This is a genomic window from Paracoccus haematequi (assembly GCF_900631945.1).
In the GTDB taxonomy this organism is placed as follows: Bacteria; Pseudomonadota; Alphaproteobacteria; order Rhodobacterales; family Rhodobacteraceae; genus Paracoccus; species Paracoccus haematequi_A.
In genome coordinates this window covers 26,869-49,306 of record NZ_UZWE01000050.1, presented here as the reverse complement: position 1 = coordinate 49,306, position 22,438 = coordinate 26,869, and the positions used below count along the sequence as shown (strand labels likewise).

General features: G+C 61.7%; 32 protein-coding genes and 2 pseudogenes. 13 read left to right on the top strand and 21 right to left on the bottom strand.

Annotated features, from left to right (window positions below; translation table 11 throughout):
• Positions 1 to 31: 31 nt before the first annotated feature.
• Both PARHAE_RS16595 and PARHAE_RS16590 read left to right on the top strand, forming a co-directional pair.
• Entirely contained in the window at positions 32 to 361 is a 330-nt protein-coding gene (locus tag PARHAE_RS16595; protein ID WP_241232854.1) for a YraN family protein, read from the top strand.
• A 276-nt stretch (positions 362 to 637) separates the two neighbouring features.
• Complete coding sequence (locus PARHAE_RS16590; protein ID WP_164555293.1) at positions 638 to 787, top strand: H-type lectin domain-containing protein; 150 nt, start codon at positions 638 to 640, stop codon at positions 785 to 787.
• On the opposite strand, the gene PARHAE_RS16585 is transcribed toward PARHAE_RS16590, so the two are convergent.
• Together PARHAE_RS16585 and PARHAE_RS16580 are read right to left on the bottom strand one after the other, a co-directional pair.
• The gene (locus PARHAE_RS16585; RefSeq protein ID WP_126155683.1) at positions 784 to 1,560 is read right to left on the bottom strand and encodes an alpha/beta fold hydrolase; all 777 of its coding nucleotides are present in this window, start codon (positions 1,558 to 1,560) and stop codon (positions 784 to 786) included. The genes PARHAE_RS16590 and PARHAE_RS16585 overlap by 4 nt on opposite strands.
• Positions 1,557 to 2,156 (bottom strand): 2-hydroxychromene-2-carboxylate isomerase, encoded by a 600-nt coding sequence (locus PARHAE_RS16580; protein ID WP_126155682.1) that lies wholly within the window; start codon positions 2,154 to 2,156, stop codon positions 1,557 to 1,559. Before PARHAE_RS16580 ends, PARHAE_RS16585 begins: the two co-directional genes overlap by 4 nt.
• 82 nt (positions 2,157 to 2,238) lie before the next feature.
• Between PARHAE_RS16580 and PARHAE_RS16575 the strand changes: the two genes are divergently transcribed.
• Together PARHAE_RS16575 and PARHAE_RS16570 are read left to right on the top strand one after the other, a co-directional pair.
• Positions 2,239 to 3,258 carry a ribose-phosphate pyrophosphokinase gene (locus PARHAE_RS16575; protein WP_126155681.1) on the top strand — a complete coding sequence of 340 codons (1,020 nt, stop codon included), beginning with the start codon at positions 2,239 to 2,241 and terminating at the stop codon, positions 3,256 to 3,258.
• A 120-nt stretch (positions 3,259 to 3,378) separates the two neighbouring features.
• Positions 3,379 to 3,689 (top strand): annotated as a pseudogene (locus PARHAE_RS16570) (transposase); the annotation flags it as partial.
• A 252-nt stretch (positions 3,690 to 3,941) separates the two neighbouring features.
• On the opposite strand, the gene PARHAE_RS16565 reads toward PARHAE_RS16570, so the two are convergent.
• The 4 genes and pseudogenes from PARHAE_RS16565 to PARHAE_RS21210 all read right to left on the bottom strand — a co-directional run bounded on the left by PARHAE_RS16565 (position 3,942) and on the right by PARHAE_RS21210 (position 5,535).
• Positions 3,942 to 4,991, bottom strand: coding sequence for a tyrosine-type recombinase/integrase (locus PARHAE_RS16565; protein WP_126155680.1), 1,050 nt, complete (start codon positions 4,989 to 4,991; stop codon positions 3,942 to 3,944).
• Between the two features lie 20 nt (positions 4,992 to 5,011).
• Positions 5,012 to 5,164 (bottom strand): annotated as a pseudogene (locus PARHAE_RS22175) (helix-turn-helix transcriptional regulator); the annotation flags it as partial.
• Positions 5,161 to 5,295, bottom strand: a complete 135-nt coding sequence (locus PARHAE_RS21930; protein WP_277600683.1) for a hypothetical protein — start codon at positions 5,293 to 5,295, stop codon at positions 5,161 to 5,163. The gene PARHAE_RS21930 and the pseudogene PARHAE_RS22175, both read right to left, overlap by 4 nt.
• Positions 5,296 to 5,361: 66 nt before the next feature.
• Positions 5,362 to 5,535 carry a hypothetical protein gene (locus PARHAE_RS21210; RefSeq protein WP_164555292.1) on the bottom strand — a complete coding sequence of 58 codons (174 nt, stop codon included), beginning with the start codon at positions 5,533 to 5,535 and terminating at the stop codon, positions 5,362 to 5,364.
• 298 nt (positions 5,536 to 5,833) lie between these two features.
• Here PARHAE_RS21210 and PARHAE_RS16555 point away from each other — a divergent pair, with 298 nt between their 5' ends.
• Positions 5,834 to 6,232, top strand: a complete 399-nt coding sequence (locus PARHAE_RS16555) for a hypothetical protein (RefSeq protein WP_126155678.1) — start codon at positions 5,834 to 5,836, stop codon at positions 6,230 to 6,232.
• Positions 6,233 to 6,280: 48 nt separating this feature from the next.
• On the opposite strand, the gene PARHAE_RS16550 is transcribed toward PARHAE_RS16555, so the two are convergent.
• The 8 genes from PARHAE_RS16550 to PARHAE_RS16515 all read right to left on the bottom strand — a co-directional run bounded on the left by PARHAE_RS16550 (position 6,281) and on the right by PARHAE_RS16515 (position 10,645).
• On the bottom strand, positions 6,281 to 6,877 hold the full coding sequence (locus PARHAE_RS16550) for a hypothetical protein (RefSeq protein WP_126155677.1): 597 nt from the start codon (positions 6,875 to 6,877) through the stop codon (positions 6,281 to 6,283).
• A 498-nt stretch (positions 6,878 to 7,375) separates the two neighbouring features.
• Positions 7,376 to 7,663 (bottom strand): hypothetical protein, encoded by a 288-nt coding sequence (locus PARHAE_RS16545; protein WP_164555291.1) that lies wholly within the window; start codon positions 7,661 to 7,663, stop codon positions 7,376 to 7,378.
• A 349-nt stretch (positions 7,664 to 8,012) separates the two neighbouring features.
• Positions 8,013 to 8,231, bottom strand: a complete 219-nt coding sequence (locus tag PARHAE_RS16540) for a hypothetical protein (RefSeq protein ID WP_126155675.1) — start codon at positions 8,229 to 8,231, stop codon at positions 8,013 to 8,015.
• 98 nt (positions 8,232 to 8,329) lie between these two features.
• Positions 8,330 to 8,746 (bottom strand): hypothetical protein, encoded by a 417-nt coding sequence (locus PARHAE_RS16535; protein ID WP_126155674.1) that lies wholly within the window; start codon positions 8,744 to 8,746, stop codon positions 8,330 to 8,332.
• A 92-nt stretch (positions 8,747 to 8,838) separates the two neighbouring features.
• Entirely contained in the window at positions 8,839 to 9,159 is a 321-nt protein-coding gene (locus PARHAE_RS16530) for a hypothetical protein (RefSeq protein WP_126155673.1), read from the bottom strand.
• The gene (locus PARHAE_RS16525; protein ID WP_126155672.1) at positions 9,156 to 9,530 is read right to left on the bottom strand and encodes a hypothetical protein; all 375 of its coding nucleotides are present in this window, start codon (positions 9,528 to 9,530) and stop codon (positions 9,156 to 9,158) included. Before PARHAE_RS16525 ends, PARHAE_RS16530 begins: the two co-directional genes overlap by 4 nt.
• Positions 9,527 to 10,045, bottom strand: coding sequence for a DUF3780 domain-containing protein (locus tag PARHAE_RS16520; protein ID WP_126155671.1), 519 nt, complete (start codon positions 10,043 to 10,045; stop codon positions 9,527 to 9,529). The genes PARHAE_RS16525 and PARHAE_RS16520 overlap by 4 nt, the downstream gene beginning before the upstream one ends.
• Positions 10,046 to 10,144: 99 nt before the next feature.
• The gene (locus PARHAE_RS16515; RefSeq protein WP_126155670.1) at positions 10,145 to 10,645 is read right to left on the bottom strand and encodes a hypothetical protein; all 501 of its coding nucleotides are present in this window, start codon (positions 10,643 to 10,645) and stop codon (positions 10,145 to 10,147) included.
• A 371-nt stretch (positions 10,646 to 11,016) separates the two neighbouring features.
• Between PARHAE_RS16515 and PARHAE_RS16510 the strand changes: the two genes are divergently transcribed.
• Complete coding sequence (locus tag PARHAE_RS16510) at positions 11,017 to 11,703, top strand: hypothetical protein (RefSeq protein WP_126155669.1); 687 nt, start codon at positions 11,017 to 11,019, stop codon at positions 11,701 to 11,703.
• On the opposite strand, the gene PARHAE_RS16505 is transcribed toward PARHAE_RS16510, so the two are convergent.
• The 7 genes from PARHAE_RS16505 to PARHAE_RS16480 form a co-directional block, all read right to left on the bottom strand.
• Positions 11,698 to 11,952, bottom strand: coding sequence for a hypothetical protein (locus tag PARHAE_RS16505; protein WP_126155668.1), 255 nt, complete (start codon positions 11,950 to 11,952; stop codon positions 11,698 to 11,700). The two genes, PARHAE_RS16510 and PARHAE_RS16505, sit on opposite strands and share 6 nt — an antisense overlap.
• Positions 11,953 to 12,010: 58 nt before the next feature.
• Entirely contained in the window at positions 12,011 to 12,475 is a 465-nt protein-coding gene (locus PARHAE_RS16500) for a hypothetical protein (RefSeq protein WP_126155667.1), read from the bottom strand.
• Positions 12,476 to 12,543: 68 nt separating this feature from the next.
• Complete coding sequence (locus PARHAE_RS16495; RefSeq protein WP_126155666.1) at positions 12,544 to 12,744, bottom strand: hypothetical protein; 201 nt, start codon at positions 12,742 to 12,744, stop codon at positions 12,544 to 12,546.
• 64 nt (positions 12,745 to 12,808) lie between these two features.
• Positions 12,809 to 13,036, bottom strand: a complete 228-nt coding sequence (locus PARHAE_RS16490) for a hypothetical protein (RefSeq protein ID WP_206437005.1) — start codon at positions 13,034 to 13,036, stop codon at positions 12,809 to 12,811.
• Entirely contained in the window at positions 13,033 to 14,352 is a 1,320-nt protein-coding gene (locus tag PARHAE_RS16485; RefSeq protein WP_164555290.1) for a hypothetical protein, read from the bottom strand. Before PARHAE_RS16485 ends, PARHAE_RS16490 begins: the two co-directional genes overlap by 4 nt.
• A gap of 107 nt (positions 14,353 to 14,459) precedes the next feature.
• Complete coding sequence (locus PARHAE_RS21205; RefSeq protein ID WP_164555289.1) at positions 14,460 to 14,636, bottom strand: hypothetical protein; 177 nt, start codon at positions 14,634 to 14,636, stop codon at positions 14,460 to 14,462.
• Positions 14,623 to 15,042, bottom strand: coding sequence for a hypothetical protein (locus PARHAE_RS16480; protein ID WP_126155663.1), 420 nt, complete (start codon positions 15,040 to 15,042; stop codon positions 14,623 to 14,625). The genes PARHAE_RS21205 and PARHAE_RS16480 overlap by 14 nt, the downstream gene beginning before the upstream one ends.
• Positions 15,043 to 15,454: 412 nt before the next feature.
• Between PARHAE_RS16480 and PARHAE_RS16475 the strand changes: the two genes are divergently transcribed.
• The 7 genes from PARHAE_RS16475 (at position 15,455) to PARHAE_RS16445 (ending at position 22,434) form a co-directional block, all read left to right on the top strand.
• Positions 15,455 to 16,171 carry a hypothetical protein gene (locus PARHAE_RS16475; protein WP_206437004.1) on the top strand — a complete coding sequence of 239 codons (717 nt, stop codon included), beginning with the start codon at positions 15,455 to 15,457 and terminating at the stop codon, positions 16,169 to 16,171.
• A 271-nt stretch (positions 16,172 to 16,442) separates the two neighbouring features.
• Positions 16,443 to 17,093 (top strand): helix-turn-helix domain-containing protein, encoded by a 651-nt coding sequence (locus PARHAE_RS16470; protein ID WP_126155661.1) that lies wholly within the window; start codon positions 16,443 to 16,445, stop codon positions 17,091 to 17,093.
• Positions 17,090 to 19,231 (top strand): terminase gpA endonuclease subunit, encoded by a 2,142-nt coding sequence (locus PARHAE_RS16465; protein ID WP_126155660.1) that lies wholly within the window; start codon positions 17,090 to 17,092, stop codon positions 19,229 to 19,231. Before PARHAE_RS16470 ends, PARHAE_RS16465 begins: the two co-directional genes overlap by 4 nt.
• A 137-nt stretch (positions 19,232 to 19,368) precedes the next feature.
• Complete coding sequence (locus tag PARHAE_RS16460) at positions 19,369 to 20,184, top strand: hypothetical protein (RefSeq protein ID WP_126155659.1); 816 nt, start codon at positions 19,369 to 19,371, stop codon at positions 20,182 to 20,184.
• Positions 20,185 to 20,222: 38 nt separating this feature from the next.
• Entirely contained in the window at positions 20,223 to 20,459 is a 237-nt protein-coding gene (locus tag PARHAE_RS16455; RefSeq protein WP_126155658.1) for a hypothetical protein, read from the top strand.
• Complete coding sequence (locus PARHAE_RS16450; RefSeq protein WP_126155657.1) at positions 20,459 to 20,962, top strand: RuvC family protein; 504 nt, start codon at positions 20,459 to 20,461, stop codon at positions 20,960 to 20,962. Before PARHAE_RS16455 ends, PARHAE_RS16450 begins: the two co-directional genes overlap by 1 nt.
• Positions 20,962 to 22,434 carry a phage portal protein gene (locus PARHAE_RS16445; RefSeq protein WP_126155656.1) on the top strand — a complete coding sequence of 491 codons (1,473 nt, stop codon included), beginning with the start codon at positions 20,962 to 20,964 and terminating at the stop codon, positions 22,432 to 22,434. The genes PARHAE_RS16450 and PARHAE_RS16445 overlap by 1 nt, the downstream gene beginning before the upstream one ends.
• Positions 22,435 to 22,438: the final 4 nt, after the last annotated feature.

The following is a 22,438-nucleotide window of genomic DNA, read 5'->3' as shown; positions in this document are numbered from 1 at the left end:
GCGGGGACGCCTTGCGCATCTGTCCGGTGCCTTGGCCGAGGACAGCGTGGCGCGCGTGCTTGAAGGCAAGGGCATGACGATCCTGGCGCGGCGTTGGCGTGGCAAGGCCGGGGAAATCGACCTGATCGCGAGACATGGGGAATGCCTGGTCTTTATCGAGGTCAAGCAGTCTTCCTCCCACCAAGACGCTGCCTGTCGGCTGGGCGCCGCGCAACAGGGCCGCATCATGCGCGCTGCATTGGAATATTGCGAGGCGGCCGGACAGATGCCCTTGCCGGAATTGCGCTTTGACGCCGCCTTGGTGGACGGTCGGGGACAGGTGGAAGTCCTTGAGCGCGCGTTCGAGGAGGCCCTGGCCTGAGAGGCAGGGCGAGGCTGGTCAGGAAATCGCCGAAATCTCTAAGCGTCCGCTCGAACAGGACCGGGGATTGGACATCCTTCTGTCGAAGGAATCTTGAGGATGAGGCATTCGACCATCATGCGGTGGGCGTTTGCCGGGGATCCTCCCTGCTGTTCTCGGCCTTCGCAAACCACCCTCCGCTGTGGCCGTGCAAGGGGCCGCGCGTGATCCGGCAGGCGGTGTTCTTTGAGAGGCGCGCGCCGTTCATGTCGGTGTCCATGGGGGCTATCGGCCACAGTGCCAACCAGCAGGCCGATCCCGGACAGCGTCACCCGGCCAGGCTTCGAGATCCTTTTCCAGACCTGGGACGATACACATGTGGCGCGGATCCGGGCCGGGTGGCTGACCTTCGGCGCAGGCCCGCACAAGGACGACTGCGCGGTCTAGATCCTGTCCAGGTTCAGGGCGATCAGTCCGGCGGTCTGGTCGGGATGAGTGAGGGGCAGCATGTGTCCCGCATCCGGCACGGAGGCCCGGCCGACATCGGCAAGGCGGGCAGCCAGCGCATCGGCGATGCGGTGGATCACGGTCGGAGAACGTTCGCCGGCGATGATCATGACCGGCGCGTCGATGGATTCCAGCCCTCCGTCCCGCAGGATGCCGGCCTGGTCCCGCGTCAGGGTGTCTTCTGTCTGGGCGACAAGACCAATCTGCCGGGCCATGGTCTGTTGCGCGGGTCGGGGAAGCGTGTCGAAGGGCTGCGCGCCCCAGATGTCGATGAACCCGCGCGCGGCGTCCTCGGCCCGCCCCTGGGCCAGAAGATCCGCCAAGGCCGCGTCGCGGGCTGCCTGTTCCGGGTCCGGCGCGGCGGCGAACAGCACGGGTTCGATCAGCGTCAGGCTGCGCACGGCGTCCGGCGCGGCCACGGCGATGCGCAGGGCCACGGTCGCGCCCAGGCTGTGGCCGATCAGGTCCAGCGGGCGGTCGATGAAGCTGGCGGCGATCCGGGTCACGGCGGTGTGGAAGTCGGGGCCACCGGGCTGGTCCGTCCAGGGCCCGCTGCGGCCATGGCCCGGCATGTCGAAGGCCGACAGATCGACTCGACGCTCCAGCCGCGCGGCGATCGGTCCCCAATAGGCCGCGTTGCCCATCATGCAATGCAGCGCAAGGGCCCGGCGATCCTTGTCGCCCGGCCAGTGCCGCTTGTGGATGCCGCTCATGCCGCAGACAGGTGCCGGTCCAGGAAATCCAGCCGGTCCTGGCCCCAGAACCGCTGGCCGGTTTCGCGGACGATATAGAAGGGCGATCCGAAGGCTCCGGCCTCGACCGCCTGTTCCAGGTTGCGGCCATAGGTCTCGGCGCCGATGAACAGCCCCTTGTCCGCCAGGGCGGGATCGAAGCCATGCGCACCCAGAATATCGCGGATCACGGCATCGTCGCTGATATCGCGGTCCTCGGCCCAGACGGCGCGCAGGACACCCTGCACCAGCCCGCCCAGATCGCCGCCACCCGCCTGCTGCGCGGCGATGATGGCATAGGAAGAGGGCGCCATGTTCACCGGCCAGAATGCAGGCCGGACGTTCAGCGCCATGCCCAGGTGCTCGGCCCAGCGGGGCAGTTCCTGGGCGCGATACTCCATCCGGCTGGGATGGCGGTCGGCCGGGCGGACGCCTCCGGTGCGGTCGAAAAGCTGCAGGATGTCCAGCGGCTTGTAGCTGATCGTCGCGCCGTGGCGGTCGGCGATCCGTTCCAGCCGGTCGCCTGCCAGATAGGCCCAGGGGCTGATGGTTCCGAAATAATAGTCGATGGTCGGCATGACGATCCTTCGCGGTTTGCCCGCAGGCTAGCCCGGTGGTAAGGCGGGCGCAATCTGGCGAATCCCCGCGAAAGGCCCATCCATGCCCGTCATGACCGAACCCAAGCTGATTTCCGGCAATGCCAACCGCACGCTGGCGGCGGCCATCGCCCGGCGCATGTCGATGCACCGGGGCATGAATGTCAGCCTGTGCGACGCGCGGGTGGAACGCTTCAACGATCAGGAAATCTTCGTCGAGGTGTTCGAGAACGTGCGCGGCGAGGATATGTACATCATCCAGCCGACCTCGAACCCCGCGAACGACAACCTGATGGAGCTGCTGATCATGTCGGACGCGCTGAAGCGGTCCTCGGCGGCACGGATCACGGCGGTCATCCCCTATTTCGGCTATGCCCGTCAGGACCGCCGCGCCAAGGCCCGCACCCCGATCAGCGCCAAGCTGGTGGCGAACCTGCTGACCGAGGCGGGGATCGACCGGGTGCTGACGCTGGATCTGCACGCGGCCCAGATCCAGGGGTTCTTCGACATTCCGGTGGACAACCTTTACGCCGCGCCGGTCTTTGCGCTGGACGTGCAGCATCATTTCCGGGGCCGAATGCAGGATCTGATGGTCGTGTCCCCCGACGTGGGCGGCGTGGCCCGGGCGCGGGAACTGGCGACCCGGATCGGCGCGCCTCTGTCCATCGTCGACAAGCGCCGCGAGAAGGCGGGCGAGGTGGCCGAGATGACCGTGATCGGCGATGTCGAGGGCAAGGTCTGCATCATCGTCGACGATATCTGCGACACCGCCGGGACGCTGGTGAAGGCCGCGCAGACCCTGACCGACAGCGGCGCGACCGAGGTCCACGCCTATATCACCCATGGCGTCCTGTCCGGCCCGGCGGTGGAACGCGTCAGCAAGTCGGTGATGAAATCGCTGGTCATCACCGATTCGATCCAGCCGACCGAGGCCGTGAAATCCGCGCCGAACATCCGCATCGTGCCGACCGCGCCGATGTTCACGCAGGCGATCCTGAACATCTGGAACGGCACCTCGGTCAGCAGCCTGTTCGAGACGGACACGCTGCTGCCGATCTATGAAGGCCTATATTCCAGCCTGTAGCGCCCGGCCCCGTCCGATGCGTCCGGCGGGAATATCTGAGTAAGAAGAAGTCCAGGTCGTGTTGACAAAGGGACTCCCCTGCGCGGTCGGCTGTGATTCAAGATCATCTCTGCGTGGGAGGTGAGCTTGGCGCGCAACCTGATGTCCGACGATGAGTGGGCCTTTTTCGAGGGCTTCATCCGCTCGGTCCGGCATTCTCACAGGCGCAAGCCTGCGGATTATCGGCTTGTTCTGGATGGACTTTTCCGGGTCCCGGGAACGGGCGCGCCCTGGCGGGATCTGCCAGAGGAGTTCGGCAAGTGGTCATCTGTCTACGGCCAGCTTCGGCACTGGGCGCTCGCCGGCTGTTGGATAACATCCTGGACGCCCTGAACCACGCGGGGCTCGCGCCCGACAAGCTCCAGATGATTGACGCCGCGTGTGGGCGATCGTGAAGCGAGAAGGGGCTGCAGGTCTGGGGAAAGTCTGGGGCGGAGTATCCCCGAGCAGTCGTTTTTGGCCACTCAAGCCACTTCCGAAAAACTTCAAAACACGAAGCGTCAGAACGGAAGACAAGCAATCGCTTCTATTCTAACGTAATCTTCGAGATGGTTTGGAGCGGGTGAAGGGAATCGAACCCTCGTATTCAGCTTGGGAAGCTGACACTTTTACCAATCCTCTCCAACTATTGTTGAGGAAACGCATCATGTCTGGGGGCCATTCTGGGGCATGATCGAGAAGTCGACCATGGCGTCGCTCAGATCCGACTCGAGAACGTGCGCGTAACGCATGGTCGTTTCAATCGACGCGTGTCCGAGGAGGCGCGAAACGAGCTTCAGGTTTCCGGTCTTCCGAAGGACTCTGGTGGCGAAAGTGTGGCGCAAGTCGTGAAATCGAAAATCCTCGATGTTCGCCATCTCCAGCGCTTCTCGAAAGTCCTCCATCAGCCCGCCGCCCTTGTGCGAGATCGGTGTGAGCGGGTAGCCGCGGCGTCGATGGTCGCGGTAGAGGAAGACGAACTTGCCGGCCACGGGATCGTCCGACCGGGGGATGGCGTCCAGCAACGCGCCGATCTCGGGGCTGATCGGGAAGCGATACCGCTTGCCATACTTCCCGATGAACGTCATCCGGCCGTGGCGTCGGTCAATGTCGGACCAGCGTAGTTTGGCGACCGACGCGAGGCGCGCGCCGGTCATCAGCGCGAACATGGTGAAGGGGTGGAGGTCCCACCTGAGGTGCTTGAACAGCTCCTCCTGCTCCTCCATCGTCAGCTCTCTGACGCGCTCTTCAGGCTCCTTTAACCGCATCTTCCGGAAGTCGATTTCGGGAAGGGCGGAGCGATTGGTTCGGGCCATATGCTTGAGCGAACGGTCCAGCATATCGAGCTGCCGGTTGATCGTCGCCGGCGTGATGCCGTCAGCGCGCCGGCTGTTGATGAACGCCTGGACGTCGGCCGTGGTCAGCGCGCCGGTGTCACGCTTCTCATCGAGAAAGAGGAGCAGGCCGCGCGCCTGGCTCATCGCTGTCCGCGCGCTCGGCTGGTGCTGACAGACGTCCGTGTAATACGTGCCCAGTGCCTGACCCAACGTGAACCGACCGGTCGCCTCCGGCGCGTGTGCGGCCTCAAGCTTCAGCCGCGCTTCGACAAGCTTTGCCTCTTCGAAATCTTCGGTTTCGCAAGATCCGCGAAATCGACTACCCTTGATGACGAAATCGTATTGCCAAATGCGGCTTTTCTTGGTGCGAAATGGCATTCGTTTTTCCGGCTTTCTAAATAGTAATTAATGTCTTCAATTCGATAACGGATCGATCTGCTGGTGATCGCCACGAACGGCGGCCCGTCCCGGCCGCGCATGCGTCTGAGGGTTCGCGGGCTGATGCGAAGGAGTTCGGCTGCTTCGTCCGGTGTGAGGAGGCGGACCGTCATCGCGCGTCCTCCTTCTCGTCTTCCTGCTCTTCCCGAACACGAACGTGCTCTTCAAGAAGAGTAGTCAGGAGATGCCGCTGAAGAAGGATGTTGAGTAGCTCGCCCAGGCCGGCGCCGCCGATGATGCCCATATCGGTCCCCTCGGGTGTTCACGAAATTGGATTTTTTGGTGGTTTGGCGTAGACCCTGGCCGGGTCTCAGAACGACGTGTCTATGCCCGTTCGCACAACGCGTAAGGCCTGGACGAAGGCCTGGAAGCTTGCGCCGGGGCCCACAGACAGGATCGCCTGGTCGATGGCGTCAGGGATATCGTCATGACCGTAGCCCTCGATGGCCTTCGCGACGCCGGCGGCATTCCAATCCTTTTTCATACGATCCTCCATCTCCGCAAGACGAATTATTGCCGAGTTCGTATTACTTCGCAAGCCGGTCAGCCGGGCCTTCGGCGGGTATTTTCTCCGTCCTACACTCACCCACAGGCCCGAGATACAAAAAAACCCCCGCTCTCGCGGGGGCTTAGGTGAGCATGAGTCAGGAGATACACACATCCCCAATATAAGTCGGTCTGGGACAATAGCAACCTTCAATGTCTCGAAATGTCCGATTAAGTGATGACAGACTCGACATGTATCTCTATGCTGTGGATCCCAGAGCAACGAGGAGATGACGATGAGCTATGCGATGATGCGCCTCAAATACGAGCTGATCGGTCTGGTGATGCTCGTTGTCGGCGTGGGAGGGATTATTGGCTCTTACACGCTCGGCTTCTTCAACTGGCCGAGCGCTGGATGCTGGATCCTCGGCCTGATCCCGTTCCTACAAGGTCGCCGTTATTCGGAAGCGGGGGTCTGGATGGGGACGGTCATTCTTGTTGTCGCCCACGCCGTGGGAGCGATGTGCGCTCTTTACGCCTTTGCCGGCATCTTCATGAGCCCCTTGGCAATCTGGGAGCTGGCCGTCTACGCGCCCCGCGATCCGTCGAAGTTGGGCGAGGGCGCGTTTCTGTTCGTGTTCGGATACGTTCTGCCCGGCGTCGTGTGGCTCAAGCTCTTCCTCGGGTGGGACTGATCTGCGCACCCGGTGCGCACACGCAGGTCACGTTGCGCTTACGGAAGTTCACAGCAGATCGTCATCGTCTCGCTTCTCCAGGAACTCTCGGAAGGCAGCAGTTATCGGATTTGACCCTTGTTCGACCCCTTGGCTGGTGCCGGGGGTTTCATCAGGCGCGATCCCTAAACTCATGACAGGCGGCTCCGGTTCGCGCTCCGTCAACAGATCGTCAGCTCCGAAATACATTGCCGGTTCGTAAGGTCGATCTTTGAGCCAGTAGCCGTGGCCCTTCAGGTTAATGATCTGTGGCATCCTCGTAAGGCGGGCGGAGAGTGTGTTCCGCGGGTCACTACCACCAACCACGATGCCCGCAGCCTCGAGATCAGACAGGAGATCGGTGCGATTGCGCGGTGATTCTGCCGTTCCCAGCACCTCAAGAACCGCCTTTTCGAATTCGGCAATAGGGGTGATCGGACGCTCCGTGGTAGCCTCCTGTGGGACCTGTGTGGCCTCCGGGGAAACCTGATTAGGGGCACCGTGTGGCCCGAAGACGCTCGCTACTCGAGCCTCCCATTTCGCATACTCTTCAAGCAGTTGGTCGATCTCTTGCAGCCTTGCGCGGAGTGCGCTTTGTTCGGCCCTTAGCGTAGCAATCATGTCCATAGCCACCCCCTGATTTTGCATGATGCCTATCACGAATAATTCTGTGTCGCAACGCAGTCGTGACCGTTTACCACGAAGCGCTTGTGACGTTGTTAAAACCGGTGTATGTCTGGACCACGGGGTGCGGTGACGCACTACTCAACAGTGGAGGTCTAATCGAGAGCAGGAACGCGGGATGACCCGCTTGTGCTCTTCAGGACGAGAAAAGCCGAGCACAAGGCCCGGCTCTTCCTGAAAAGCTGATATCGACGGGCCGCAGGCCTTGGACATCGCTCACGTTGCAATGACGATTGTCACATGTCCTGCGTCTCGATTCAACAGGAAACTGCAACCGAAGGATGCAGACGTGACAGACATGTCCAAAACTCCCCGGTGGGTTCGAGCCTATGATCGGGTCCGCTACGACCGACCCGAACATGTTAGGGCCCACTGGAGGCCCCGTTTGGGGCCGAAGGACCGAAAGTGAGATTGGACGGGGCGCGTTGGCGCCCCGTTCTTTTATTGGCCGCTCGTCTGCCTGACTTCGCTGTCGCAGATATCGGCGATCTCAGCGTCCCCGGCAGGACCATTTTCAACGGGGTAGTGATCGGCGTAGACAGGACATGCTGCACGAAGCCGCTGCTGCTGTTCCGGGGTCCATTTCCCGTCTTCTCCTTCGGGACGCATCGAACGTATCTCCTCGAGCGTCTCCTGAACCTGCGCCTCCGTCATTTCGCCGCCGTCGGGCATCGCCAGTTCGTCTGGACGGGTCATCCAGTATGCAAGGGCGGCGATGATGACCAGCACGATGGCCCAAGTAAGCTTATTCCGCATGAGTTCTTCCCGGTAAAAATCAAGTGGTTGATCTCTACGCGGGGGTTTGCTGAGCAACAAGCATGATGTGCGGCGGCTACCCTCCCGGTCGGCACCTCACGAAGAGATCCTGCACCTGCGCATGAACGAACGCCTCAACGGCAGCATCAGGTGACACGAACTCCCTCTCCATGACAGCGACCAGGGCGGCCGGCGGGGTGCGGCGGAGGTGCGGTGCTTGCTGATGCTCCCTACGTTAATGGTCGGCTATGCCAAGGGGTCAGGCTTTTACGCCGACCGCCTCAGGGGGACATTAGGGTCCCCTTGTGTGTTTCTGGGTGGTCTACTTCATGTCCTCGAGCATCTTGATCACCTTGTCCGCTGCGGCCGAGACCTCCTCTGCCGGCGCGGCGAAATCTTCGTGCAGAAGGTTGATGAGCATGCCCGAGTCGAGCATCTCGCCGATGAACGGAACGGCTTGATCGAGCGTGTCGAACTCCTGACGTCCGAGATGTTGCATGCTCATCGGGCCTCCCCATACGTCCACGCGAAGCTTCGTCATGGTCTTCTCCTTCTGAATGCCCGGCTTCCGGCCGGGTGCGGCGCGTCGTGATGAGCGCGTCCATAGGCACCCCCCGGCTGCCCATGAAGACGCTCACCTCAGAAGATCGGAAATGTCCCCGCGTTCTCTGCCATGTCCTGCCTCGCTTTGAGCAAATCCCAGTCAGCCTGATCGTAGTGATCACGGGCGTGCTGGAGCTGGTCCTCCGCGATGACGAGCATGGCCTTGGCGTGCTCCCGGTTGTCCTCGGCGGACCGGATCTGACGATCGAGGCTGCGGTGGCGGAGCCAGCCTTTGAAGCGAGAGAAGGCGGGTTGGGGTTCTTCGTCGATCAGGTAGGACATGCCCGGTTTCAGGAGGCCCGCCTTCGCGCGACGATCGTATTCGGCGCGGGAAATCTTGATGCGGAATGCCCAGTCAGCCTCACGTTTTTCCGGGAGTTTGATCCTCAGGTCGCGACAGAAAAGCCGCCAGTTTTCTTCGGGAGTGATCCGGTTGGTGGTATCAGCGTGCATCGTCTTCTCCTTCTCGAAAGTCCGGCATCCGGCCGGTGCGGCGTGCTCGGTGAGCGCGTCGATGGGCTGTCCCGGACAGCCCATAAAGACACTCACGCTTCCGCCTCATCCTCGAGTTCCCGGAGCCAGCGGTTCGCCTTATCGCGAGAGATCCCCATAATGTTGTGTGACTTGAGGCCGTATTCATCGAAGCGGCAGTAAAGCTTGAGGACCTCTTCCCGAACGGCCCGGCTGCGGACCTGGACGCGGCTCAACTCGTCCGTCGTCATCCCGTCAGTGAGCGCCATAAGCTCGTCCACTTCACGTCCCGTCAGCCGGAAATTCCGCATGATGCCCCGGCGGCGGAAGTGGGTGCGGGAGGCGCTGACCGACAGCTCGAAGCGCTCGCGATCGTTGAATTTCTCGAGCTTCATTTACTGACCTCGCCCATCGAAAAAAGCTTGTCCATGATTTCTGCGAGGTCGTCCGGCGAGTGGATGTGCGCGATCGCCCTGGCGGCGCGGATGCCGTCTTCCTGCGCGGCGGTGACCGAGGTGCAGGAGGTGAGCGAGACGTTGTAGCGGCCGACCTCGACGCCTGTCCCCCAGGCATAGACCCGTCCCCTGACGGCTTTAGGGCGGCCGTCATCGTGGAGGTCGATGATCATGTCCGTGCCGATTGGGCGCTCGACCAGCTTGACGGCTTTCCGGGCGACCCACTTACCTTCCTTGGCGGGTGCCGGGGGCGGGGCGGTCATCGGCCGGGGCGTGACCGCGGTGATAGAGTCTCTGATGCTGGCGTTCATGCTGCTGCTTCCTCTTCCGAAGTTTCTTTTTTCGTGAAGGCGACTTTGATGGCGGCTCTCCAGCCATTCTGCGGCGCGTCCCAGGCGCGGCCGTCCATGTCGATCTGCTGGAAGAGCCACCACATTTCCTCGGGTCGGTAGTGCTTCCAGCGGGCGACAGCGGCCTCCGCTTGGGAGGGGGTCATGTGCTCAACGGCCCACGCGAGGACGATGACTTCTCGGCCCAGGATGCGGTCGATGCGATTATCACCGATCCTGATCCTGGAGGTCTTCAGACCCTGTTCACGAATTCGGGCGATCATGTGCGTCTCGACGGAGGGCGCGATCGCACGCCAGACTGCGCGGGGAAGGATGACGCGGCAGATGAGCTGGAGACTCGTCCCGATCCCGGCGGCGCCGAAATCTTCCCACAACTCGACGTCGGCCGAGCGATCGGATGGGACCTTGATGACGATGTGATGCGGGGCGGCGGTGTTCGGAACACCGAAGTCCCTGTAGGTGATGCTGTCTTTCATGATGTGCTCTCCTTTTCGGGTTCATCTGCCCGTCGCTGCTGCCGAACCCGGCAGCAATGAGGGGTAGACGAAGCCCCCGGTCCGCCGGGGGCTCGTTGATCAGACGCGGATCAGACCGCCATCTGAACCGACTATCTCCCAGCTGGTCTCGATCTTGAGGATGCTGACCTCCTCGTTCAGTCCGTCAGCGGGATATCCCCGATCCAGAAGTCCGGTCCGCATCTCGCCGTCCCAGTCGACAGGGCCTCCCCAGCTCTCCGCCTCCGCCCTCTGCGACGCGGACATGGTGATCATGCCTTTGGTCGGGTGCAGCGTATGTAGACGGTGAGGATGCCACCGCACGCCGATCCGCTGCTGAACCTGAAACAAGAATTCCCTGACTATCTCCTCGGCGCCTTCGACGCGGGTCGGGTAGATAGCGCCGATTTCAAGCAAGGTTGACCTGGGAGAGTAGGCGAAGAGGTGGATCTCGGGATGGATCGTGGTGGCGGCCATCTCGTGAGCCAGACGCCTCACTAGGCGGACGCCTTCTTCGGCTTCCCTGATCTGCTCCCTGGTGCCCATATAGCAGCTCGTCCTGATCTCGTTGGGGTGTTCCATAGTGCTTCTCCATGTCTGCTTATTGTTGCGTTCGTATTATCAACATAAGGGCTGTGGGTGACGCGTCAAAATCCTTTTTGCGCATACCTTTAAAATTTATCGGTATGCGTCAGTTAGGTGGCCGGGACTGTATGATGATTGCCCCTTATTCGGTTAGAGAAAGACAAAATCAGACATTGAAGTCACAGGCCTTCTTTCCGTCAGCGCGCTGATCATCAGCGCGTCAAAATCAGGGCGGAAAACGCGTCAAAATGCGCTGACGGGGCGAATCACCCCTGGGCGGGAGAAGGGTTCAGGAAGGGGGAGGATGGCTGGGACGTTGCGCCGGGTGCGATGCTCTGTCATCTGTCTGACGAACGGACGGAGGAGACATGGATCACGACATAGAGCTGCGTCTCCAACGCATAGCCGGCCACGCGAAGCGCGGGTGGAAGGGCGACGCGGCCAGGGAACTGGGCGTGACGACGCGGACCATCCACCGCGCGCTTACCGGTTATCTTCCCGAAAGCCTGCGGCAGCACATTGAAGACCTGGAGCGTCGGCGGGATGCTGAGAAGAACGAGTCAGTGCTCGACGTCGTGCTCCGGAAGTCTCTGACCGAGGCAACCCCGCCCGACGACGCGAAGAGCGAGAAGGATCACTACAGGGCGGGTCTTGCCGACGGATTCTGGCTCGGCGTCACAGAGATCAGGAAAAGGTCATCGGAAGAGGACCAGCCGCTGATCCAGCGCCTGATGAGCCAGCGGAATCGCGAACGTCCTGCGGTCCGCGAGGCAAGGGAGGCCCAGCCGCCCGGCACGATCAGCGGCGCGATGCTCAGACGGGTCGCGGATCACTTCGAGAAGGAAGGGGAGATGGTGGACTCGGGTCTTCGGTTTTACGAGCGCACGAACATCCAGCGTCAGATCGACCAGATCGTCATGCCGTCGATACAGCGGATCGCCGATGCGATTTGGAGGCACGGCCAAGACGACGCGCGACGGGTAGCCGAGATCGAGGAGAAGCGCTTGATCCGGGACTTAGCGTTTCTCTTCGATCGTCAGCACTACTCGTCATGATCTGCAGCAGTCACAGATCCGGTGCGCCGGCTGAGTGCTAATAAATGGCCGACTGCAACTGAGACAGGAACGGACCGCGGCGCGAGGGGAGATCGGCTGACTCATCGGGATGCCCGCTTGCTCGAGCCGATTGCAGATAGCGACGCGAGTGATCCCGAGCTTGAGCGCCATTTCGGCGGTTGTCATGCCGGAGATGCGGAGCTGGAGGAGTTCGGCGAGTTCTGCGGCGCGGGATTTGACGGCGGTCATGTCATCGTCCTTCGTGAATGGCCCCGGCCGCCGCGGGCCGGGGAGGGGTTCGGGAAGATCAGGAAGCCGGCAGTTCGATCAACTGGAAATCCACGGCTGCGCTCTTCGTGCCGCAGGTGGACGTATCCCCGGATTTAGACCACCTGATGCGGACCTCGCGAGCCACGTTCTTGAGGTGTAAGACGTTATCTTCGTCAATCCGACATCCGATAAGCGGGGCGTTGATCAGGTCGGACAGGTTCCCGTCCACGCTCTGGATCACGATGTCTTCACAGCACTCCGACGCGTGGAAGAACCGGCAGGCGGTGCCGTCATAGAACCAGAGGATCAGCTGATCACCCGAGTTCTCCTCTGATGTCTCCAGGCGAACATCGTGGACCGGGCGGACACACGTCGGCCATTTGAAATTGATGAGGTTGTCTATCTGAGCGTTGATGTCGGACGGGCGCTCGTAGTCGGGCCAGGTCGGCTCGGGGAGACTGGCGTCGCTGTCGTAGGCGAGGGAAGCTCGGGCGGGGGTCATGGCTGTTCTTCCTGAATGATGCGGGGGACGCCCCGGCCAGGTCGGCCGGGGAAGGGTTCGGGAGGGGTTCAGCGGACGAGAGCCATACGGGCCTTGCGCTCGGCCTTGGATGCGGCCCTGCGGGCTTCCCTGGCGGCGGCGCGGTCCTGGTATGCGAAGATCCCGGCGCGGCGGCGGTAGTCTTCGAGGGACGGCTGTTCCATCAGATACTGGAGGCGCTGGATGGCCTTCATCTGGCTGGGGGTCAGGGTGCGCGGGGTGTTGTCCATGGTGGTCTTCCTTCTGAATGGAGGGGGGTGCCCCGGCCTTGGGGGCCGGGGTCTTTCGAGAGGGTCAGGCGAACGCCTGAGCCACGTAGCTCGCTAAGGAGAAGGTCAGCGACAGGGACACGAAGTAGGCCGCCAAGGTCGCCGAGATGAGGAATACCCAGTCGCTGGCCTCACGTCCGGACGCGTCTTGCCCGAGAGCTTTCTCCACCCCGATGTAGATGGTCAGGAGGAGGGCTGAGGTGATGAGTTCGTAACCCATGATGAAGAGCAAAATCATGTCGTCACCCTTCATGCTGCGTCAGAAAAGACGCTGACCCAGCCGGTGCCGGCGTCCCGGCGGGCGCCTTTGTCCGGGCAGGCGTCGTCCCGGAGGAAGATCGGCTGCCGGAAAGTAATGCCGTGCTCAGGATGGACCACGATCAATGTCTGGGACGGGTCCTCGGCCGGGACGCGGAGCATGCGGAGGGCATACTCGTCGGGGCCCTTGAGCGAGCCGCACACCGTCGTAGTCGGGAGGAAGATCGAGCGGTGCCAGTGGCCCATGATGATGTGGTCAACCGGGACGCCGAGGCTTTCGAGGGAGTTCGCCGTCTTGAACGAACCGCGGGTGATCGGGCCGATCGGGCCGATGATGCCGTCCCCGCCCTTTGCGCCGATGCGGTCGCCGTGGGTCAGGAGGAAATTCATGCCGTAGACGCTGAAAACCGTTTCCCCGGCCGCCGGGTTGACGATGTGGACGCGGGGGTCGTTCTCGAAGGCCTTGCCGATGAACTCGTAGATGATGAAGTCGGCGTTCCTCTCCGCATAGCCCTTAGCGCGCGGCTTCCGGTCCATGAAGCGGCCGTGGTTGCCGAGCGCGGTCGGGATGAAAACCTTCCCGAACTCGTCGGCCAAGCGGGTGATCGCGGACACGAGGACGTCGCGGGCCGTGATCACGGATGCGATCAGGCTCAGCTCGTCCGTCTCTGCCAGCTCCGCATGGATACCCCCGGAGACCATATCGCCGCCCAGAGCGACCACGATGCCGGGGTAGCGCAGGCCAGCGAGATGGCGGCGGGTCATCGCGATGGTGCGGTCGACGGTCTGCGAGATGCGGGACTTGGCGATGGCCACGTCGAACCCGTATCCGCCGGCCTGAGACGGGTCGACGCGCTCTCCCAGGTGCCAGTCCGTCAGGACCAGGACCGGCACGCTTTCCTCTTCCGAAGCCTTCTTTTCGGAAAGCCACAGGGGCTCGGGGCGGACGGGGATTGAGGAGATGCCGGCAAGGATCGCGTTCAGCGCGGTCAGGTCCTTCAGCTGCTTCTCAGCTTCACGGGCGCGGGCCTCTGCGGCGACCACGCGGTCGGGATTGCTGCCCCCTGCGGTGGGGACGCTGCACGCTACGGAGGCGAGCGTGTCATACTCCGTCTTGATTGAGGCGAAGCGCGTCAGGAGAGACGTCGGGGCGATCCCGGCTTTGACGTTCTTTGCGATGCGGCGAATGAAGTTCGATTTACTTCCGCCAACTCGGCGATGGGCTTCACCCAGGGTGATTGTTCCTGCGACAAGCATGCTGATTATGTCAGCCGGTATTATCTGCGCCTGGGTCAATACTGTGTGCTTCACGTGCTCTCTCCTCGTGTCTTCCCCCGACCCAGGGATTAACACGACGGATGATTAGCACTGTTGCTACGCGGCCTTATTAAAAACTCGGCCGGTTTCTCGTTTTTACCTTATTGGGAAGGAGAAACGAAAATAGCGGGCATGAGCTGGATATCGGGATTAGTAACAACCTCGTGAGCAAACTCGGTGGAGCGGCCGGCGAAGGCGGCTGTCGAGTATGCGAGCCAGACCAGGAGCAGGCCGTAGGTCCAGCGGCGTTCGATCCGGTCGCGATCAGCTTTGCACATTGTCTCTTCCCTCCTGGGTAGGCTCCTGCGCGGGCTCCGGCGGGGGTAGTTGACGCGAGGGGGGCAGAGCGCCCGTGCGCAAGGAGATTAAAAGGTCTACGATCTTCAACATTTTGCTGGGCGTGATGGTTGCGCTGACCTCGGTCGAAAGGCGGATGATCGTCTGCACGATTTTGAATCCCGTAAGAGCCATCAGGACCCCAACAAGCAGGGTCGCGGCCTCCTCATGGCCTTCGGAAAATCGACCGAGCAGGGTGACCGCCGGGGCAGTGCCAACATATGCGCAGAGGTATGAGCTGAGCATGGCCGAGACTCCTTCCCGGAGCGAAGAAACCGGGGGGTTCATCAGCTTTACGATCATCGCGGCGGTGATCATCAGAAAAAAATACAGCTCAGGCGTCAGCATAGGACGACCGTAGCACGAGCATATGAAAATAGCTGTTGCTATCCCCGCAGATTATTTTAACATTCACTTTAACCCGATTTTAACAAGCGTGTCATTTCCGCAACATATTCTCCCTGCTTCCCGAAAAAATGACAAAGCGGCGCATTTTAGGGGATTGACACGTTCGCTGTTTTCTCTACATTAGACTTATAATCAGATATGAGGGGGCTAAAAAGGCCTTAAGGCCTTTTTGCCCCCTCATTAGTCTATATTAGTCTGATTAGACTGATATTCGGAAAGATCAGTCAGAATCCTCCCTCTCTCTATCCTCTCTATTCAGGCGGCGCTGGCGGCTGGTGACAGTCGTTTTCGCGGCAGTGGGGTATGGTGGGCCATGGACGTAAAATTCGACGTAGCGGGCATGAAGCGTAAGATGGACGAGGCGGCGACGGCGGTGAGCCGCGGCGCGGCCAAGGCCGTCAATGATGCCGCGTTCGGGCTTCGAAAGAAGACGCCGGAGTATCTCGAGAAGACCTTGGACAGGCCGATGCCCTTCACCACGAATGTGCGGGGAGTCATCGTCGACAAGGCAAAGGAGGGGTCCGGACGATCGAACGCGAAGGGCGTCCACGCGCGGATCAAGATCGCTAAGTTGCAGGCCAGCTATCTGGCGCCTCTCGAACATGGTGGCGCGAAGGAGAAGGGGATCCGGCCCGCGATGGGCGTGAAGGCCGCGCGCGACAAGTTCGGGAACATCAACAAGAAGTTCCGCCGCGGCGGGGCAACGGAGCAGCTCCTCGCCGAGAAAGTGTCCGCGCGCTCATACAAGACGGGCAAGAACGGGAAGAAGCGGCCTTCGGGGGCGACATACCAGGTCGGGCGCTATTTCGTCGGCGATCCGCACGCGGCGCGGAGGGGGGGACGTTCCTTCCTCTCCCGAATACTTCGTCGCGGACGCCGGAAAGGCGTCATCGGACTATACGAGCGCGTCGGCAGGAACAGCCGGATCCGCCTGGTCGCGGAATATTATAAGCGCCAAAGTTATTCCCCGAAATTGGGTCTCATTTCGAACTGGAGAAAAGAATACAGGGTCATGCTCAAGACGATCGTGCAGCCCGCCGTCAAGGCTGAGCTTCGTAAAGTTAAGTAGGAAAGTTAGTTAATAAGTAAGTTTTCCGGGGAATTTCATAAATTTATACCGTTGAAAATGCTGCAAAAAATGACTCCGGGTCCTCCCCCCAGGGGGGTGCCCTACATGAGTGTTTTGGCGAGTGTGAGCCTCTCGTTCCTGTAAAATTTTGAAACTTCAGTTCATATTTACTTGTCAGAATCGATTTCGAGAAGCCGATAAGTCTTTGAACAACAGTCGTTTTCGGTGGCTGATGCTATGCTGCAGCTATGAATCCAGAGGCGTTGCAGACATGACCACCACCATCGTCCTTCACGAAGACGGCTCCGTCACCGCATCGGACGCTGCGAAGCTGTTGGGCGTGACGTATCGGACCGTGAACTCGTGGATCACGCAACGTGATGACCCTTTGCCGACGAAATTCCTGGCCCAGGGGAAGGGCGGGAAGGGCGGTGCGACCCGCGTCAGCATCGCTGACGTGATCGCCTGGAAAGAAGCGCGGGCTGCAGACAAGGCAGCCGGCCAGGATTTCGAGGATGATGACGATCAGGACGACGGCGAAGCCTCACCGGACGGCTCTCCGACAAAGAGAGTCCGCTACAACTTGGAGAAGTCCAAGGCCAAGAGGGCTCACCACCTCGCCATGATCGAAGAAATGAACGAAATGGCCCGGCGCTATTCGCTGCTGCCTGTCGACATGATCATCCAGATCACCGAGGAGGACCGTGCGAACATCAAGGCGGGTATCCTCAACTTGCCTGGACGCCTTGCTACGCGGATGGTCCCCCTGACTGACCAGAAGGCCTGCTACGACGAGATCAGGAAGGAATGCCTGGACCTCCTGCAGACGCTGAAGAGCGGCTACGACATAGCCTCCGAAGCCGTAGAGAACATCAAGGTGGAACGCGGGCAGGCCGCGCCTGATGACGGGGATGAGGCTTGAGCCGGAATGAGGACATTGACTGGTCGGGACCGGCGGAAAACTTCCGTTCCCTTCTGAATAAGGCCCTGGCCGCAGCGGTGGACCCGCCGCAGCAGCTCCCCCCTGACGAGTGGGCGGACAAGTTCCGGTATCTGAACAAGGACGCGGGCGCGGTCGGCGGCAAGTTTCGGGTAGCCGACGTCGAAGTGGCGCGAGGACCGATGCGCGCTGCCGTAGAACCGGGCGTCAAAGAGATCGTGATCAGCGCGGCGACGCAGCTCATGAAGACCACCGTCCTCGAGTGCATATGGGGGGCGTTCGTCCATCTCGACCCCGGCAACAGCATCATCGTCCAGCCTGACAACGATCTGCTTCACAAATTTTCCGAAAAGAAGCTGAAGCCTTTAATCCTCGCGACGCCCGTCCTTCTCAAGGCTTTCGGCGGGAAGCGGGCGTTTCTGAAGCGCTCCAGCGAGAACGCTATCGGCGAGAAGAAACATATCGGCGGCTCGGTCACTATCACGTCCGCTGGCAACCCCGCCCGCGCTTCGATGCTGACGTGCGACTTCCTCGGCATTGATGAGGCGGATAACGTGCCTGGTTCCTCGAAAGAGGGCAGCATGTTCAGGCTGTTCGAGAACCGTCTCTATAAGAGCCGGCGCCCCCTCATGGTTGTTGTCTGCTCTCCGACTGTGGAGGGAGAGAGTGAAATCGAGAAGCGGATCCTGAGGTCCGATCGCCGCCGCGCATACGTTGCTTGCCCCTGCTGCGGGCACGAGCAGTTCTTGGTCTGGGAGCAGGTCAAATACAAAGACGAGAACGGAAAAGCGAAGCCGGAGATCGCCGCATACCACTGCGAGGCCTGCAAGCAGCCCTGGCCTGAGACCGAGCGCAAGCGCATCATGATGACCAAGTGGGCCGTTAAGTGGCGGCAGACCAGGCATTTCTCATGCTGCGGGGAACGTCAGGACCCGAACGTGAACCGCTTGTGGGACGACACGCATGGATGGGCCCTCTGCAAGTGCTGCGGGAAGCCGGCCGTCAAGAATAAACGGGCAGGATTTGACCAGGCCTCCAAGCTGTATTCGCCTGAGCAGGATCTTTCAGAACTGGTTCGCGAATGGCTCGACGCTCAGGGCGATCGCGGGGAGATCATGGCCTTCGTCAATACCGCGCTGGCTAAGACCTACCCTCGCGCTGCGGGGGCAAAGGTTTTCGAGATGGAGGGGGTTGGTCTACAGGGGCGCGTCGAACCTACCTGGGCCCTCCTCCCGAATAAAATCAAAGCGATCACCGGTGGCGTCGACGTGCAGGCTGACAGGCTGGAGGCCCAGTTCGTAGGCTGGGGCGACGGGGACGAGAACTGGGCACTGGAGCATCACATCATCCCTGGCGATCCCAACACCGACAAGCCCTGGCAGATCCTGGACACGCTCATCCGCGCGTCCCGTCAGCGCGAGGACGGCACCAAGCTGCCCGTGGCAGCGACCTGCGTCGACTCCGGATACCTGACAGATGCCGTCTACACCTACTGCAACGCCCGCTCGGGCGCGCGGGTCTGGGCCATCTCCGGCGCCAAGAACCCCCACGCTGCCCCCTTCCCGAACACGCACAGCGTGCAGACGGACAAGCGGCGCGCGGCATCGTTCGGTTCGAGATTTTACCAGATCGGCACCCAGGCCCTGAAGGACCGGATCCAGTCCATGATGACCGCGCCGGCTGAGGGTCAGCTGGCGATGCATATACCTGACGACCGCGAGGCCTGGTGGTTCGATCAGATGACCGCTGAGCATAAAGTGTCGGGCAGGGACAGCAGCGGCAACACCACATATCTCTGGAAGATCAAAAAGGACGGGGCCCGCAACGAGGCCTTCGACACCTACGTCTACGCCTATGCCGCCCTCCACGGTCTCCGTAAAATGGGCATCCTCCGCTCCCACCACCTGGCGCCGCCCTCGGCCGCCCTGGAGCGGATGGACGAAGCAGAGGCGAAAGAGCTGGTCGCCGCCACCGTCCCCTCTGCCGCAGAGGAGCAGCCCACGCTGTCGCAAGCCGCCGCCGCCCAGGTCCAGCCCGTCCGCCGGCCGAAGTCCGCGCCCCAGCGCAGCAATCCTTTCGGCAACTCCTTCTCGAAAGGCTTCAGCAAGTTCAGGTTCTGACGGCATTGTGATCGTATGATCGTTTCTTGTTGTCTGGTTAAGAAAACGGTGAAAGCGCGCGATTTTCCCTGCAAATAAGGCTTGCTCGAATCATCAGACCCTTTCATGTCCGGATAATAAGACACGAGGAGGTTCACATGGCATACGACAAAGCAGAAGCCGCCGAGGAAGTAAAAGTGTTTAAGCGCACGGACCCACGGCCAATCCTTCGGCATCTCGGCTGGACGCAGAAGGATGGCAAAGCTAAGGACCGCTACATCAACGAGCATGGCGCAGAGCTGGATCTCTGGGGCGGGTCGAAGCCCGGCGATTTCTTCGCGTTCTCAACGCCCGGCGTCAGAAGTCGCCCGAAGTCGGTTCTGGACCTCGCGATGGACAAGTGCGGCGGAGGGACCGCGAGTTACAAGCCCGCGTGCGATCTCCTGCGCCAGCTCTTCGGCCCCGCGCCCTCTCTCTCGAAATGGGACGAGGGGACCTCGGCCCCGTCTTTGGGCGATGAATACAGCGGGGTCATGATCACGGAGCAGAACGCGGCCCGCCTCCGGGTCTCGCCGGATGGCTATCTCCGCATCCCCATGTCCACAGTGACGGACGCCGGCCTGAAGGTCGCCGGTTACACCGATCTGGGTTCGGAAGCGGGGGACAGCGGCCGGGTCGGCATCTGGTCAACCGCGTCGAGCACTGCCGGCGGCGTAATCGTGGTCTATCCGGAACTCCGTGACGCCCTCAACGGCGCCTACGGTTCCGGGATGAGCCTGTGGTCCCCCCGCGGCGCCGACCGATCAGCCGTGGCGCTGGTCAAGCTCGCCCTCGCCAAGCTGGACGCGGACACCCGCGTCATCGTGGCCGCACCCGACACCGCAGAGGGTGACGCCCGGCGGGCTGATATTCGGAAGGCGCTGGGTGACGCGGGTGTCTCGACACTCGGGTTCATCCTGGGCTCGACCCTGTAGCAACAGCCGTTTTCGGTCGCATGCCGCATACTGACGGCATGTCGACGTTCGTGACCAAAACCCCGGCCGAGAGGCTGCAAATTCTTGAAGCGCTCGAGGAAGCTATGTCCTCGGGCGCTTACTCAATCGCGCACGAAGGCAAGACGATCACCTTCCGGACGCTGAGCGAGATGACCCTCCTGCACTCGATGCTGTGCCGGTCGCTTAACATCAATCCGAACGCCGCCGCCGCCGCAAAGCCGCGCATCCTGCGCGGCGTCCTGAGGGTGCGCTGATGCGTATCGGCGGTGTGGATCCTGGTCTTAAAGGTGCCCTGGCCTTCGCCGACGTGATCGACGGCGAGATCGGCCCTGCGCGTATCTACGACATGCCGGTCACCGAAACCGTCGACGGTCGACCGCTGCCGGACGCCCGCGAGATCCTCCGCATCGCCCGGAAAGAGCGGGCCGACATGATCATTCTGGAGCATGTCGAGCCGAGGCCGAGGGCCGGGGCCACGTCGGAATGGCGCTTCGGTGTCGGCTACGGCCTGACCCGCGCTGCGCTCCAGCTCGTCGACGATGAGCCCCGGATCCATCTCGTCCGACCGAAGGCGTGGAAAGAGAAGATGGGCCTGTCCAGCGACAAGAAGCTCAGCCTCGCCATGGCCCGCTCCCTCTTCTCGAATAACGCGGCGGACCTCCGGCGCGAGAAGGACGACGGCCGCGCCGAGGCCTGCCTCTTGATCCGGTATTTCCGCGACCATCTCCTTAAATCCGGCGCCGTGGAGGTCTGCTGATGGGTATCCTCGACCGTCTCTTCTCTTTCCGAAAGAAACCGGCGCCCGTGCCGGCGAAGCGCGCGACCCGGAATTACAGGCCGCCCGTCGATCTGAACGGGGACCCGATCATGCAGCACAGCCGGTTCGAGCGCATCCCGTCAGCGCTGGGATCGCTGCGCGGCGCTGCCCGGAACTTGGTCCATACCAACCCGAACGCCTCCCGCGCGACTGAGGTGCGCGTCGAACACTCTATTGGCACCGGTATCCGCTATGCTTTCTCCGGCGCCCCCGGCTACGACTCCAGGTTCTTCACCTGGGCGACCACGACGGAGTGCGACTACGAAGGACAGCTAACCCTCTACGCGATCCAGGATCTTTTCTGCCGATCCATCGTCGAAGCGGGCGAGGGCATTATCATCCTGCGTGACGGTAAAGCGAAAGACGGCTATCTCCCGAAACTCCAGGTCGTCGATCCGGACCTGCTCGACGCGACCGCGACGCCGAAATACCCCGACAACCGGGTGGTGCAGGGTATCGAGATCAAGCCGTCCGGGATGGTCATAGGTTTTCACTTTTCCTTCGACTCCGGGCAGGGGAATCGTTGGCAAGAGTTCGTGCATGCCGATCATGTCATCCATGCTTTCGAGCGGAAGTGGCCGGGGCAGCTTCGCGGTATCCCCGCCGGCGTCCAGGTCCTGACCAAAGTCGAGGCGCTGGAGGCTTTCATTACCGCCGCGTTGGCGAAGGCTCGTATCGAGTGCTGCCTCGGCGTCGCTGTCGTTCGCAAGCCAACGATGGACGACGGCCAGTCCAACCCGTTGTTCGATCAACTCGCGAGCCAGCAGGCGGCAGACCCCGACTATGAGCGGCCGACCCATCTGTCGCCCGCCCTGATCTTCGACGTTGAAGCGGGCGCGGACGTAAAAGCCATCACGCCCAGCTCCAGCGGCGGCTACGAGGCTTACATCAGGATCAACAGAGAAGATATCGCAGCTGGCTATGGCGTGCCCTACAGTTTCATGACCGGGGACGTCAGCCGCGCGAACTTCGCGTCTAGTAAGGTCGCTCTCGAAGCCTTCTACAAGACTATCGAAAGATTCCAAGCCAACACCCTGTTCCCTGCTTTCCAGCGCATCGAGCTGTATTTCCGGGAAGCCTACGAGCTGGCCGTGGGCGTCGATCTGTCCCACCTGGACGTCACGCTCATCCCGCCCAGCCGCGTCAGCTTCGAGCCCGCCAAGGACATGCAGGCGAGAGCCCAGCGCATGTCTATCGGCACAATGACGTGGCGCCAGGCCTGCTACGCTGAGGGCATAGACCCTGACGTGCAGTATGCCGAGCTGCGTCGCGAGCAGACGCTGTTCGCGCAAGACGGAATGACCTTCAACTTCGGAGGGTTCTTGGTTGGCGCGCAACAGGCCGCCGAAACCGAGGCTGCGGAGAACGCGGCCATCGCCGCTGCCGAGGCCCAGCAGGGCCCCGAGCTGTAGCAAC